Here is a 14,577-nt window from a genome sequence, read left to right on the forward strand (position 1 = left end):
GACCCATCAAAAACCCTTCAGGGAGCCGCCGTATGGGCCACCCCTTCCCGATCAGGGAAATCGCACGTCAGGCGGGCCTCAGCGAGGCCACCGTGGACCGGGTCCTGAACGGCCGGGGCGGGGTCCGCGAGAGCACCGAACGCGAGGTGCGCCAGGCCATCGCCGACCTGGACCGGCAGCGCACCCAGGTCCGGCTGGTCGGACGTATGTTCATGATCGACATCGTGATGCACACGCCGGAGCGGTTCTCCACCGCCGTGAAGGCCGCGCTGGAGGCCGAGCTGCCCGACCTGCACCCGGCCGTTGTGCGCTCACGCTTCCACTTCCGGGAGACCGGGCCGGTGGAGGAACTCGTCAGGACGCTGGACCGGATCGCGCGGCGCGGCTCGCAGGGCGTGATCCTCAAGGCCCCGGACGTGCCTGAGGTGACCGCCGCCGTCGGCCGGCTCGTCACCGCCGGCATACCCGTCGTCACCCTGGTGACCGACCTGCCCGCCAGCGCCCGGCTCGCCTACGTCGGCATCGACAACCGGGCGGCGGGCGCGACGGCCGCCTATCTCATGGGCCAGTGGCTCGGCGACCGGCCCGGCAATGTGCTGACCAGCCTCAGCAGCGGGTTCTTCCGCAACGAGGAGGAGCGCGAGATGGGCTTCCGGGGCGCGATGCGCGCCCGGCACCCCGAGCGGAACCTCGTCGAGATCGCCGAGGGGCAGGGCCTGGACGCCACCGAGTACGACCTCGTCCGGGCCGCGCTCAGGCGCGACCCGGACATCAGGGCGGTCTACTCGATCGGCGGCGGCAACATCGCGATCCTGCGCGCCTTCGCCGACCTGGGCCGCGAATGCGCCGTGTTCATCGCCCACGACCTCGACCACGACAACACCCGGCTGCTGCGCGAACAGCGCCTGTCGGCCGTGCTCCACCACGATCTGCGCCAGGACATGCGTGAAGCCTGCCGCCTCGTCATGCGGGCCCAGGACGCCCTGCCGCCCGCCGGTCCGACGCTGCCGTCGCCGATCCAGGTCGTCACGCCCTACAACATGCCTACGACACCGCCACGTTGACCCACGCGCCGCTCTCCGCCGACCGCGCCATGGCATCGAGTACGGCCGCACTGTGCACGGCGTCCGCCAACGTCGCCCCGTACGGTGTGCGTTCGGCGATCGAGCGCAGGAAGCGGTACGCCTCGATCACCTTGAGGTCGTCGTAGCCCATGGCGTTCGCCGCGCCCGGCTGGAAGGCGCCGAACTCGCCGTCGCCCGGGCCGACATACACCGTGCTGACGGGCTGGTCCTGGTACGCGGTGCCGCGGCTGACGCCCAGCTCGTTCATCCGGCGGAAGTCCCAGAACACCGCGCCCTTGGTGCCGTGCACCTCGAAACCGTAGTTGTTCTGCTCGCCGACCGAGACCCGGCAGGCCTCCAGGACACCGCGGGCGCCGGAGGCGAAGCGCAGCAGGCAGTTGACGTAGTCCTCGTTCTCGACCGGGCCCAGTTCGCCGCCGGAGGCCCGGGCGTGGCCGGCGGTCGCGCCGGTCGGGCGGGCCCGCTCGGGCACGAAGATCGCCGTGTCGGCGGTCAGCGACGCGATGTCGCCGAGCAGGTAGCGGGCCAGGTCCGCGCCGTGCGAGGCCAGGTCGCCGAGCACTCCGCTGCCGCCGCGTTCCCGCTCGTACCGCCAGGTCAGCGCGCCCTCGGGATGCGCCGCGTAATCGCTGAACAGGCGGACGCGGACATGCGTGACCGTGCCAAGCTCACCGGAGGCGATCAGCTCGCGGGCCGCCTCCACGGCGGGTGCGTTGCGGTAGTTGAAACCGACCGTCCCCTGGACGCCGGCCTTGGCGACCGCGTCGGCCACCGCACCCGCGTCCGCCGCGGTCAGGCCCACCGGCTTCTCGATCCAGATGTGCTTGCCGGCCTCGGCCATCGCGACGCCGATCTCGCGGTGCAGGAAGTTCGGCGCGGTGATGCTCACCGCCCCGATGCGCGGATCGGCGGCCACCTCGCGCCAGTCGCGGACCGCGGAGGCGAACCCGAACTGCGCGGCGGCCTCCTCGGCCCGGCCCGGGACGTCCTCGGCGACCGTCACCAGCTCCGGGCGCAGGGCCAACTGCGGGTAGTGGTGCAGGACGCGGGCGTAGGCCTGGGTGTGCACCCGGCCCATCCAGCCGAATCCGACGACGGCGACACCGAGCGCATCCACCATGACAGCCCTTCTTTGGACCGGTCCATATTCTGTCCAGGCCACCCTGGGCGGGGTTCTACCTGGTGTCAAGCCTTTGACAAGCGCGAGTGGCGCATGGAACGGTCCAGACATGCGACCGCCGACGAGTCCGGACACGAGACCGCCGACGATCCGCGACGTGGCCGAACAGGCCGGTGTCTCCAAGTCGCTGGTCTCCCTGGTGCTGCGCGGCTCCGACCAGGTGCGCCCCGAGAAGCGCGAGGCCGTGCTGCGTGCCGTCACCGAACTCGGCTACCGGCCGAACGCCGCCGCGCGCAGCCTCAGCGAACAGCGCACCCGCACGGTCGGCGTCCTCCTGAACGACCTGCGCAACCCGTGGTTCGTGGACCTCCTGGACGGCCTGAACCCGCTGCTGCACGACAACGGCCTGCACATGCTCCTGGCCGACGCCCGCCTCAACCGCCGCACCGGCCAGGACCCAGCCGGACCACTGCTCGACCTCCGGGTCGACGGCATCGTCGTGGTCGGCACCCTCCCCGACCCGGCCGCGCTCGGCACGGTCGCCGAGCGCATCCCGGTCGTCGTCGCGGGCGCCCGCGAGCCGGTACCGCCCGGCGTCGACGTCGTGGCGGGTGACGACGAGCGGGGCGCGCGGCTGGTCACCGAGCACCTCATCGGCCTCGGCCACCGCCGGATCGCGCACATCGCGGGCTACGGCGCCGTCGGCGAGCTGCGCCGGGCCAGCTTCGAGGCGACGATGCGGGCGCACGGGTTCGCGGACGGCGCGATCGTCGAGCCCAGCGACATGACCGAGGAGGGCGGTTACCGCAGCACGGTGCGGCTGCTCAGCGGTCCGCGGCGGCCCACCGCCATCCTCGCCGTCAACGACATCGCCTCGGTCGGCGCGCTGTCGGCCGCCGAGGAACTCGGCCTGAGCGTCCCCCGGGACCTCTCCGTCACCGGCTACGACAACACGAGCATCTCCCGGCTGCGCCACGTCCGGCTCACCACCGTCGACAACGCGGGCCACGAGGTCGGCCGCCGCGCGGCCCGCTGCCTCCTCGACCGCTTCGACGCACCCGGCACTCCGGGCCGCGTCCATCTCGCGGCGCCCGCGCTGGAGATCCGGGGCACCACGGCCGCCGTCAGAGGCTGATCGCTCAGGGTCGGTACGGCGGGTTCCTGCCGGAGACGCGGGGCCGCGCGGGATTGGAGACGCGGGGCCGCGTCCGATTGGAGACACGGGGCCGCGCCGGATTACAGAGATGTTGCGCGAAGTCTTGACGCGCCCCGCCCCGTTGCGTAGATATGACTGCGCAGTCATGACAGCGCAGTCATACGCCGGACCGGGACTAGAATTCGGTGCCGGAGAGCGGGAGACACCATGACACCAGTGGCAGGACGCGGAGCGGGGGCCGCGCCGCGCAGTGTGGACGTGGCGCGCCTGGCGGGCGTGTCGCAGAAGACGGTGTCCCGGGTCATGAACGACGAGCCGTACGTCTCCAGCGAGGTGCGCGGTCGCGTCCTGGCGGCGGCCGAGGAACTCGGCTACCGCTCGAACAACGCGGCCCGCGCGCTGGCCTCCGGACGCACCCGGTCCATCGGTGTGGTGACGCTCGGGACCGCCCTGTACGGTCCGGCCTCGCTGCTCATGGGCGTCGAGCGTGCCGTGCGGGACACCGGCTACGCACTCCGCGTGGTCAACACCATGGAGGGCGAGACGGCGGGCATCGCCGGGGCCGTCGACTCGCTCCTCGACCAGGGCGTGGACGGCATCGTCATCTCGGAGCCGATCGACGAGGAAGACGGCACGGATCTCTCCGTACGGGTCGACGTGCCGGTCCTCGTGCTCGGCGCACCCCCGCCCTTCGCCGCCCAGCACGTGGTGACCGGCGGGATCGTCTCCGGCCAGATGGCGCGAGCGGCCACCGAGCACCTGCTGGAGCTGGGCCACACCACCGTCCACCACCTGGCGGGGCCGCAGCGCTGGTACTCGGCCCGGGACCGCCTCGACGGCTGGCGCGCGGCGCTCGCCGCGCACGGCCGGGAGGAACCGGCGGTCGTCGAGGGCGACTGGTCGGCCGCCTCCGGGTACGCGGCCGGCCGCGAACTGGGCGCGGACGCCGGCGTTACCGCGGTGTTCGCCGCCAATGACGACATGGCCATCGGGCTGATCCGTGCGCTGACGGAGGCCGGGCTGCGGGTGCCCGAGGACGTCAGTGTGGTGGGCTTCGACGACATCCCCGTCGCTGCGTATGTGGCTCCGCCGTTGACCACTGTTCGGCAGCCGTTCGATGCCATGGCGCGGGACGGTCTGAAGCGCCTTGTGTACGTCATCGAGAACCCTCAGGCGGCTCCGCTGCCGATGGCTGAGCCGCCGGTCGAACTCGTCGTCCGCGCCTCGTCTGCGCCGCCGCCGGCCCGCTAAGCGCTTCGCCGGATCTGCGGTTCCTTTTCTGCAGGCCGGTGGGGGCTGGTCGCGCAGTTCCCCGCGCCCCTAACGGGGCCCAGCCCCGTCCGTCACGCACCGTCTGGCACCACCCGAACGCAGTTTCAGCACGCCGTTGCCCGGTGTGCCGGTCCTTCACACCCATCTGCGGGAGTTCACCATGTCTGGACCCTTCTCCAGCCCCTCCTCATCGCCGTCGCCCCTGAGTCGTCGGGGCTTCCTCGCCGCCACGGGCGCGCTGTCGTTGGCCGCCACCTTGTCCGCCTGTGGTGGCGACGGCGGCGGTACGGCCGGTTCTGCTGGCAAGCCGGTCGGTCAGGCCGACATCGACAAGGCCATGAAGACTCCTACCGAGTTGACGTTCTGGACCTGGGTCCCGAACATCGACAAGGAGGTCGCGCTCTTCGAGAAGAAGTACCCGGCCGTCAAGGTCAAGGTCGTCAACGCCGGTCAGGGCACGCCCCAGTACACCAAGCTGCGCACCGCGCTCAAGGCGGGCAGCGGCGCTCCGGACATGGTGCAGATCGAGTTCCAGGCCATCCCGACCTTCACCATCACCGACAGCCTCCTCGACCTGCGGCCGTACGGCGCCTCGGCGCTCAAGTCCACGTTCGTGGACTGGACTTGGGGGCAGGTCAGCGGCAGCGGCGGCGAGATCTGGGCGATACCCCAGGACACCGGCCCGATGGGCATGCTGTACCGCAAGGACATCTTCGACCGGCACGGCATCGAAGTCCCCGCCACCTGGGACGAGTTCGCCGCCGCGGCCCGCAAGCTCCACAAGGCCGACCCGGACGTCTACCTCACCAACCTCGCCGCCAACCAGGTCGCCGCCTGGCACGGGCTGCTCTGGCAGGCGGGCGCCAAACCGTATGTGACCTCCGGCAAGAGCGACATCACCGTCAGCGTCGACGACGCGGTCTCCCGGAAGCTCGGCGAGTACTGGGGCACCCTCGCCAAGGAGGGCGTGATCGGCGTCGAGCCGGACTTCACCGACGGCTGGTACGCCGCTCTCAACAAGGGCAAGTACGCCACCTGGCTCACCGGAGCCTGGGGCCCGGCCTTCCTCTCCGGTTCCGCCAAGGCCACCTCGGGCAAGTGGCGCGCCGCCCCGCTGCCGCAGTGGGACGCCGCCAAGCCCAGCTCGGGCAACTGGGGCGGCTCGACCACCGCGGTGATCCGCTCCACCAAGAACCCGATCGCGGCGGCGGTGTTCGCGCAGTTCCTCAACAGCGACCCCGCGAGCGCCAAGATGTTCGCGACCGAGCAGTTCTTCTTCCCTGCGACCAAGGCACTGCTCGCCGACACGAGCTTCCTCGGGGACGCGCCCGACTTCTACGGCGGCCAGAAGGTCAACGAGGTCTTCGCGGACGTCAGCACCCAGGTCGACCCCGCCTTCCAGTGGCCGCCGTTCCTCGACCGGGTGGCCACGGACTGGACCGAGACCGTCGGCAAGTCCCTCGCCGACAAGTCCGACACCGTCCGCGCACTCGGTGCGTGGCAGTCGCGCATCACGACCTTCGCCAAGGGCCAGGGCTTCACGGTCAAGGGAGGCTGACGATGGCCACCACCACAGCGGCGGCCACCAAGGCGTCCGCCCGCACGAAGTCCCCGCCCCGCCGGCGCCACGGCACGGCAGGCGCACTGTTCATCGCCCCGTTCATGGTGCTGTTCCTGCTGCTCTTCCTCGCCCCGCTCGGCTACGCCGCCTATCTGAGCCTGTTCCAGGAGAAGTTGATCGGCGGCTCCTCGTTCGTCGGCCTGGACAACTACGTGACGGCCCTGAAGGACCCGCTCCTCATCGAGGGCATCGGCCGCGTGGCGCTGTTCTTCGTCATCCAGGTTCCCGTGATGCTGTTCCTCGCCCTCGTCTTCGCGCTCGCGCTGGACAGCGGCCTGCTGCGGCTCTCCCGGGTGATCCGGCTCGGCATCTTCGTCCCTTACGCCGTCCCGAGCGTGATCGCCACCCTCATGTGGGGCTACCTCTACGGCCCCGACTTCGGCCCCTTCGCCCAGATCAGCCACGATCTCGGCCTGCCGGCCCCGGACTTCCTCAGCGACAGCTGGATGCTCGGCAGCCTTGCGAACATCGTGACCTGGGAGTTCGTCGGCTACAACATGATCATCCTGTACGCCGCGCTGCGCACCGTCCCTGCCGAGCTGTACGAGGCAGCCGCCATGGACGGCGCCGGAGCCTGGCGGATCGCCTGGTCCATCAAACTCCCCGCGCTGCGACCGGCGTTGACCCTCACCCTGCTGTTCTCGGTGATCGGCAGCTTCCAACTGTTCAACGAACCCAACCTGTTGACGAAGGTCGCCCCGGACGTCATCGACAGCTCCTACACCGCCAACATCTACGCCTACTCCGTGGCCTTCATCAGCCAGCAGACCAACTACGCGGCCACGGTGTCCTTCATCCTCGGTCTGGTCATCGTGATCGTGTCGTACGCCTTCCTGCTCACCGCGAACCGCAGGAGGACCTCATGACCACCGTGACACCCGCGGCCCCGACCACCTCGACGGCGAAACGGCTGCCCGTGGAGGCCCGCTCGCGGCGCCGGTCCTCGGCCCACCGCCGCAGCACCCCGCTCACCATCGCCATGCTGGCCGTCCTCGGCTACTTCCTGCTGCCGCTGTTCTGGCTGCTCGTCGCCTCCACCAAGAGCACCCAGGACCTGTTCAACAGCTTCGGCCTGTGGTTCTCCGACGCGCCGCAACTGCTCGCGAACATCAAGGCCACCTTCACCCAGGACGACGGCGTCTTCGGACGCTGGCTGCTCAACACGGTCATCTACGCCGGGGCGAGCGCACTCGGCGCCGCGCTGCTCGCGGCCGCCGCCGGCTACGGGTTCGCCAAGTACCGGTTCCGCGGCCACGGCGCCGCCTTCAACCTCGTACTCGGCGCGATCATGATCCCGACCACCGCGCTGGCCATCCCCACCTACCTGCTCTTCGCCAAGGCGGGCCTGGTCAACACCCCGTGGGCGGTCATCCTGCCCTCCCTCATCAGCCCCTTCGGCCTCTACCTCATGCGGATCTACGCCGAGGACGCCGTCCCCGACAGCCTCATCGAGGCGGCCCGCGTGGACGGCGCCGGAGAGTTCCGGATCTTCTGCACCATCGCGCTGCGGCTGCTCGCACCCGGCCTGGTGACCGTTGTGCTGTTCACGCTCGTCGCCACCTGGAACAACTACTTCCTGCCGCTGATCATGCTCAACGACCCGAACCTGTACCCCATCACGGTCGGCCTGTCCCGCTGGGCCGACCAGGCGCAGAACGGCGGCGCCGGAGCCAGCAGCGACCTGATCGCCCTGGTCGTGACCGGCTCCCTGATCTCGATCGTCCCGCTCGTCCTGGCCTTCCTGATGCTCCAGCGGTACTGGCAGAGCGGCCTGGCCACCGGCGGCGTGAAGCAGTAGCACCCCCCAACACCCCCTGCACCCCGGAGGTTTGTCCATGGCGGATCTGCCCGCCCGCGTTCTGTTCGGTGCCGCCTACTACCACGAGTACCACCCCGCGTACGGCCCGGACGTACGGCCCGACGAGCAGCTCAAGACCGACCTCGACCTGATGGCCGACGCGCACTTCACCGTCATCCGGGTCGGCGAATCGGTCTGGTCCACCTGGGAGCCCGAGAACGGGCGTTTCGAACTCGACTGGCTCCGGCCGGTGTTGGACGGCGCCCACGAACGCGGTATCTCCGTCGTCCTCGGGACCCCGACGTACGCCGTGCCGCCGTGGCTGGCCCGCCAGTACCCGGAGATCACCGGCGAGCGGCGGACCGGCGAGCGCATCGGCTGGGGCGCCCGGCAGGAGGTCGACTTCACGCACCCCGCGTTCCGGTTCCACGCCGAGCGGATCATCCGGAAGGTCGTCGCCCGGTACGCCGACCACCCGGCCGTCATCGGCTTCCAGGTCGACAACGAACCGGGCCTTGAGCTCTTCCACAACCACGGCGTCTTCCAGCGCTTCACCGACCACCTGCGCGACCGGTACGGCGATGTCGAGACCCTCAACCGTGAATGGGGCCTGGTGTACTGGTCCCACCGGCTGTCCACCTGGGCCGACCTGTGGACGCCGGACGGCAACGCCCAGCCCCAGTACGACGTGGCCTGGCGGGAGTTCCAGGCCCGCGAGTGCACCGAGTTCATCGGCTGGCAGGCCGACATCGTCCGCGAGTACGCCCGCCCCGAGCAGTTCGTCACCACCTGCATCTCCTACACCCGCCCCGCAGTTGAGGACGACGAGCTCACCGACCGCCTCGACATCGCCACCGGCAACCCGTACTACGCCATGCAGGACGGCCTGCTGCTGCCCGACCCCACGCCCGACAACCACCAGCAGGTCTGGAAGACGACCGGCACGTGGGCCCTGTACCAGACCGCCGACTGGATGTTCTCCTCCCGCCAGGAGCCGTTCCTGGTCACCGAGACCAACGCGGCCTCCATCGGCTACCCGTGGGACAACCGCCCCGCCTACGACGGACAGTGGCGCCAGGCCGCCTGGGCCCTCGTCGGCCGCGGGGCCCGCATGATCGAGTACTGGCAGTGGCAGACCCTGCGCTTCGGAGCGGAGACCTACTGGGGCGGTGTGCTGCCGCACAGCGGCCGACCGGGCCGCACGTACGCGGAAATCGCCCGGCTGGGAGCCGAGTTCGAGGCCGTCGGCCCGCTCGTAGCCGGTCTTGAGCCGGACTCCGACATCACGATCGTCTACTCCACCCCCAGCAAGTGGCTGATGCAGAAGCACCCGCCCCTCGCGACCCCCGACGGAGAACCTGATCCGGCCTCCTACCACCGCATCCTCGACCCCTTCTACCGCGGAGCCTTCGAAGCCGGACGACAGGTCCGCATCGTCCACGCCCGCCAACTGCAGGACCCGCGCGGGGAACGGGCGGGCCTGACCCCGGAGGAGGGCGCACGCCGCCACCCCGTCCTCGTCGTCCCCGCCCTGTACGTCGCCGACGACACCACGCTCGACTGGCTCGCCGCCTACGCCCACGCGGGCGGCCACCTGGTCCTCGGCCCGCGCACGGGTTACGCCGACCACGAGGCACGGGCCCGGCACGAGAGTGCCCCCGCACGCCTCACCGACGCCGCGGGGGTGTCGTACGACGAGTTCAGCAACCTGGTGAGCGACATCCCGGTACGCGCGGTGCCCGGGAGTCCGCTCACGCTGCCGGAGAACGCCAAGGCGACGGCCTGGGCCGACGGCCTCACCGTCACCGACGCCGACGTCCTCGCCGCGTACGAGCACCCGCACTTCGGCCGCTGGCCCGCCGTCACCACCCGCCGGCACGGAGCGGGCCGCGTCACGTACGTCGGCACCGTGCCCGGCCGTGACGTCGCCCGCGCGCTGACCCAGTGGCTGGCACCTGCCGCCCGCAGCGGCTGGGGCGACCTGCCGGAGTCCGTCACGGCGACCACCGGCACGGCGCCCGACGGACGCCGGGTGCACATCGTCCACAACTGGAGCTGGGAGCCCGCCCGCGCAACGGCGCCGGTCGGCCTCTCCGACGCCCTGAACGGCACGTCCCTCCCCAGGGGTTCGGCGCTGGAGCTCGGCCCGTGGGACGTACGCGTACTCGTCTCCCCGAAGGAGTAGCTGTGCAAGGAAGCAGAGCGATGAAGGCCCTGGGTACGTTCGTCGCGGCATCCGCGATGCTGGCGATCCCCATGACCAGTGCGCAGGCGTACAACCCGACGGGCGGGATCCTCTATCAGCTCGGCAGCGAACCGTGCCTGAAGGGGCGGGGCAACTGCGCCGTCTACCCGAAGTCGGCGCAACTGCCCGGCGGACGCCTCGTCGCCTCGTTCGAGAAGTCCACCGTCGTGACCGCGACGGGCAGCGCCGACCGGCAGACGCTCCCGGTGTACAAGAGCGACGACCACGGCACGACGTGGCAACCGCTGTCCGAGGTCAAGGCTCCCGCGTACCTGTCCAGCGACCCCCAGTACGCGAAGTACACGAGCAACTGGACGAACCCGTACCTCTACACGCTTCCGCAGGACGTCGGGAACCTGAAGCAGGGCACGCTGCTCCTCGCGAGCGTCGTGTCGGGCGACGACGCCTACTACAAGGAGCACAAGGCGGCCGACCCGAACTGGACGCCGTCGAACGACGGCGACCGCAAGGACCTGGCGATCGCCCTGTACTCCAGCACCGACGAGGGCGCGTCGTGGAAGGTCGTCAACGTCGTCGCGACGGGCGGCTGGCAGGGCGGCAGCGCGGGCGCGATCGGCCAGAACGTCGCCACCGCCAACACGAGCAAGCAGGTGGACCCCCTCTGGGAGCCGTACCTGATGGTCTACAAGGGCCAACTCGTCTGCTACTACTCCGACGAGAACGACTACACCGGCTTCAACGCGACCACCGGCGTGCCGACCCTGGACCCCGCGAACGGCACCGCCACGGATTCGCACGGCCAGATCCTCGCCCACAAGACCTGGGACGGCCGTAGCGCGCAGTGGAGCGCCCCCATCGTCGACATCGCGGGCCTGACCCAGGACATGGGCGGCGGCAAGACGGAGATCGGCGGCGGGCGGCCGGGCATGACGAACGTCGTCCGGACCTCGGACGGCAAGTGGCTCCTCACCTACGAGTACTGGGGCGGCGGCGCCAACACCAGATACGTGATCGCCGACAACCCCCTGGAGTTCTACCGCGGTTCCCCGACCGGCACCGGCGTCACCTCACTGCCCCTCGCCACCGGCTCCCGTGCGCTCGCGACGGGCGGCAGCCCGGTCCTCATCAGGCTTCCCGGCGGCAGCCTGGTCTACAACGCGGCCGGCAGCGGCAACGTCTGGGTCAACGAGAGCGGACGCGGCGACGGCGCCTGGAAGGAGTACCAGACGACCTCGAAGGCCGGCTACAGCCGCAACCTGCAGTACGTCGAGGGCACTGGCCGTATTGCGATACTCAACAACCAGGGCACCTCGACGATCGCCTACGCCGAGGTCGACCTCGGCCACTCCGCCGGCGCCTACCACCAGTTGGTGAACCGGAAGACCGACCAGGTGATCGGCACCGGCAACAAGACCAACGACGCGAACATCGGCAACGGAGACGTTCCCGACGTCGTGCTGGAGGAGCCCGGCTCCGCGGCGAACCCGGACACCCAGTACTGGCACGTGGTGACCGAACCGAACGGCGGCGTGACGCTGCTGAACAAGTCGGGTGGCCGCGCGGCAGCCATCTGGACGGGCAACGCCACGGCCGGTCAGCGGATCGGCCAGTGGGTCGACAACAGCTCCACCGGCAGCTGGAACCTCGTCAGGACCACCGACGGGTTCTACAAGCTCCAGTCGGTCAAGAACACGAGCCTGTACCTGACCGGTGCCTCCGACGGAGCGGCGCTCACCTTGCAGAACGCGGCTACGGACGGCTCGCAGGAGTGGGAGCTCGTCCAGTAGGTGCCGGGCCGTGTCCCGCGGACGGCTGCGAGGCGAGCATCCGGCTCGCCTCGCAGCAGGTCCCGGTCAAGTGGTCGACAGTCAGCCGCCGACGTAGGCCGCGAGGTGCTCGCCGGTGAGGGTGGAGCGGGCGGCGACCAGGTCGGCGGGGGTGCCCTCGAAGACGAGTCGGCCGCCGTCGTGGCCGGCGCCGGGGCCGAGGTCGATGATCCAGTCGGCGTGCGCCATGACCGCCTGATGGTGCTCGATGACGATGACCGACTTGCCGGAGTCGACGAGCCGGTCCAGCAGGTTGAGCAGCTGCTCGACGTCGGCGAGGTGGAGGCCGGTGGTCGGCTCGTCCAGGACGTAGACGCCGCCCTTGTCTCCCATGTGGGTGGCCAGCTTGAGCCGCTGCCGCTCGCCGCCGGACAGGGTGGTGAGCGGCTGGCCGATGGTGAGATAGCCGAGCCCGACATCGGCGAGCCGTTGGAGGATCTTGTGTGCGGCCGGTGTGTGCGCCTCGCCGGTGCCGAAGAACTCCTCGGCCTCGGTCACCGGCATCGCGAGCACCTCGCTGATGTCGCGTCCGCCGAGGCGGTACTCGAGCACCGACGCGTCGAACCGCTTGCCGCCGCAGTCCTCGCAGGTGGTGGCGGTGCCGGCCATCATCCCGAGGTCGCTGTAGATGACACCGGCGCCGTTGCAAGTGGGGCAGGCGCCCTCGGAGTTGGCGCTGAACAGCGCGGGCTTCACGTCGTTGGCCTTCGCGAACGCCTTGCGGATCGGCTCGAGCAGCCCGGTGTACGTCGCCGGGTTGCTGCGCCGCGAACCGCGGATCGGACTCTGGTCGATCGACACCACGCCCTCCTCGGTGGGGATCGACCCGTGCACGAGCGAGCTCTTTCCGGAGCCGGCGACGCCGGTGATGACGCTGAGCACCCCGAGCGGGATGTCGACGTCGACGCCCTGCAGGTTGTTCGCCGTCGCGCCGCGGATCTCCAGCGCACGGGTGGACTTGCGCACCTCCTCCTTCAGGGAGGCCCGGTCGTCGAGGTGGCGGCCGGTGATGGTGTCGCTGGCCTGCAGCCCCTCGACGGTGCCCTCGAAGCAGACGGTGCCGCCCGCCGTACCGGCGCCGGGGCCGAGGTCGACGACATGGTCGGCGATCGCGATCACCTCCGGCTTGTGCTCCACGACGAGCACGGTGTTGCCCTTGTCCCTCAGCTGCAGCAGCAGGTTGTTCATCCGCTGGATGTCATGCGGGTGCAGGCCCGCGGTGGGCTCGTCGAAGACGTAGGTGACGTCGGTGAGCGAGGAGCCGAGATGGCGGATCATCTTGACGCGCTGCGCCTCGCCGCCGGACAGCGTGCCCGACGCCCGGTCGAGCGAGAGGTAGCCGAGACCGATCTGCACGAAGGAGTCGAGGGTCTGCTGGAGCGCGGTGAGCAGCGGCGCCACCGACGGCTCCTTGACGCCGCGGACCCACTCGGCCAGGTCCCTGATCTCCATCGCGCAGGCGTCGGCGATGCTCTTCCGGTTGATCTTCGACGAGCGGGCCCCTTCGGTCAGCCGGGTGCCCTCGCACTCGGGGCAGGTGGCGAAGGTGACCGCCCGCTCCACGAACGCCCGGATGTGCGGCTGCAGCGCCTCCTTGTCCTTGGACAGGAACGACTTCTGGATCTTGGGGATCAGTCCCTCGTAGGTGAGGTTGACGCCGTTGACCTTGACCTTGACCGGCTCCCCGTAGAGGAAGGCCTGAAGCTCCTTCTTGGTGTACAGGCGGATCGGCTTGTCCGGGTCGACGAAACCGGACTGGGCATAGACCTGCACGGTCCACTGGCTGTCCGACTTCCAGCCGGGGATGGTGAACGCGCCCTCGGCGAGCGACTTGGAGTCGTCGTAGAGCTGGGTGAGGTCGATGTCGGAGACCGAGCCCCGGCCCTCGCAGCGCGTACACATGCCGCCGGTGCGGCTGAAGGTCGCCTTCACGGTCTTGGTCTTGGCGGCACCGCGTTCGACGGTGATCCCACCGCTGGCGTGGACCGAGGCGGTGTTGAAGGAGTACGCGCTGGGCGGGCCGATGTGCGGCTTGCCGAGCCGGCTGAAGAGGATGCGCAGCATCGCGTTGGCGTCGGTGGCGGTGCCGACCGTCGAGCGGGGGTCGCCGCCCATCCGCCGCTGGTCGACGCTGATCGCGGTGGTCAGACCGTCGAGGACGTCGACCTCGGGGCGCGCCAGCGTCGGCATGAACCCCTGCACGAAGGCGCTGTAGGTCTCGTTGATCAGCCGCTGCGACTCCGCGGCGATCGTGTCGAACACCAGCGAGCTCTTGCCGGAGCCGGAGACGCCGGTGAACACCGTGAGACGGCGCTTCGGGATCTCGATGCTGAGGTCCTTGAGGTTGTTCACGCGCGCGCCGTGCACGCGGATCAGATCGTGGCTGTCGGCGGCGTGCAGCTCAGGCGAGGGGGTGCCCGTCCTCTTGGCCGTGCTCATCGTGTCTCCATCTGTCGGGCGGGACCGCGTCCGCGGTCTCCGTCGGCGTCGCCT

General features: G+C 70.2%; 10 protein-coding genes. 8 read left to right on the forward strand and 2 right to left on the reverse strand.

Annotated elements, in window-relative coordinates; translation table 11 throughout:
• The first annotated feature begins 32 nt into the window (after positions 1–32).
• Positions 33–1,064 carry a LacI family DNA-binding transcriptional regulator gene (locus tag OG219_RS39390; protein WP_266834868.1) on the forward strand — a complete coding sequence of 344 codons (1,032 nt, stop codon included), beginning with the start codon at positions 33–35 and terminating at the stop codon, positions 1,062–1,064.
• On the opposite strand, the gene OG219_RS39395 is transcribed toward OG219_RS39390, so the two are convergent.
• On the reverse strand, positions 1,045–2,205 hold the full coding sequence (locus OG219_RS39395) for a Gfo/Idh/MocA family protein (RefSeq protein ID WP_266834870.1): 1,161 nt from the start codon (positions 2,203–2,205) through the stop codon (positions 1,045–1,047). The two genes, OG219_RS39390 and OG219_RS39395, sit on opposite strands and share 20 nt — an antisense overlap.
• Positions 2,206–2,314: 109 nt before the next feature.
• Here OG219_RS39395 and OG219_RS39400 point away from each other — a divergent pair, with 109 nt between their 5' ends.
• The 7 genes from OG219_RS39400 to OG219_RS39430 all read left to right on the forward strand — a co-directional run bounded on the left by OG219_RS39400 (position 2,315) and on the right by OG219_RS39430 (position 12,045).
• Entirely contained in the window at positions 2,315–3,340 is a 1,026-nt protein-coding gene (locus tag OG219_RS39400) for a LacI family DNA-binding transcriptional regulator (RefSeq protein ID WP_266834872.1), read from the forward strand.
• A 228-nt stretch (positions 3,341–3,568) separates the two neighbouring features.
• Entirely contained in the window at positions 3,569–4,612 is a 1,044-nt protein-coding gene (locus OG219_RS39405) for a LacI family DNA-binding transcriptional regulator (protein WP_266834874.1), read from the forward strand.
• A 181-nt stretch (positions 4,613–4,793) separates the two neighbouring features.
• Complete coding sequence (locus OG219_RS39410) at positions 4,794–6,191, forward strand: ABC transporter substrate-binding protein (protein WP_266834876.1); 1,398 nt, start codon at positions 4,794–4,796, stop codon at positions 6,189–6,191.
• A gap of 2 nt (positions 6,192–6,193) precedes the next feature.
• On the forward strand, positions 6,194–7,120 hold the full coding sequence (locus OG219_RS39415; RefSeq protein ID WP_266834878.1) for a carbohydrate ABC transporter permease: 927 nt from the start codon (positions 6,194–6,196) through the stop codon (positions 7,118–7,120).
• Positions 7,117–8,052: a carbohydrate ABC transporter permease gene (locus tag OG219_RS39420; RefSeq protein ID WP_266834880.1), complete on the forward strand. Its 936-nt coding sequence runs from the start codon at positions 7,117–7,119 to the stop codon at positions 8,050–8,052. The genes OG219_RS39415 and OG219_RS39420 overlap by 4 nt, the downstream gene beginning before the upstream one ends.
• A 37-nt stretch (positions 8,053–8,089) precedes the next feature.
• Positions 8,090–10,237 (forward strand): beta-galactosidase, encoded by a 2,148-nt coding sequence (locus OG219_RS39425; protein ID WP_266834882.1) that lies wholly within the window; start codon positions 8,090–8,092, stop codon positions 10,235–10,237.
• Between the two features lie 20 nt (positions 10,238–10,257).
• Positions 10,258–12,045, forward strand: coding sequence for an RICIN domain-containing protein (locus OG219_RS39430; RefSeq protein ID WP_266836391.1), 1,788 nt, complete (start codon positions 10,258–10,260; stop codon positions 12,043–12,045).
• An 81-nt stretch (positions 12,046–12,126) separates the two neighbouring features.
• Here OG219_RS39430 and OG219_RS39435 read toward each other — a convergent pair whose 3' ends face one another.
• Entirely contained in the window at positions 12,127–14,523 is a 2,397-nt protein-coding gene (locus OG219_RS39435; RefSeq protein ID WP_266834884.1) for an excinuclease ABC subunit UvrA, read from the reverse strand.
• Positions 14,524–14,577: the final 54 nt, after the last annotated feature.

Source organism: Streptomyces sp. NBC_00038 (genome assembly GCF_026343635.1).
Taxonomy (GTDB): Bacteria; Actinomycetota; Actinomycetes; order Streptomycetales; family Streptomycetaceae; genus Streptomyces.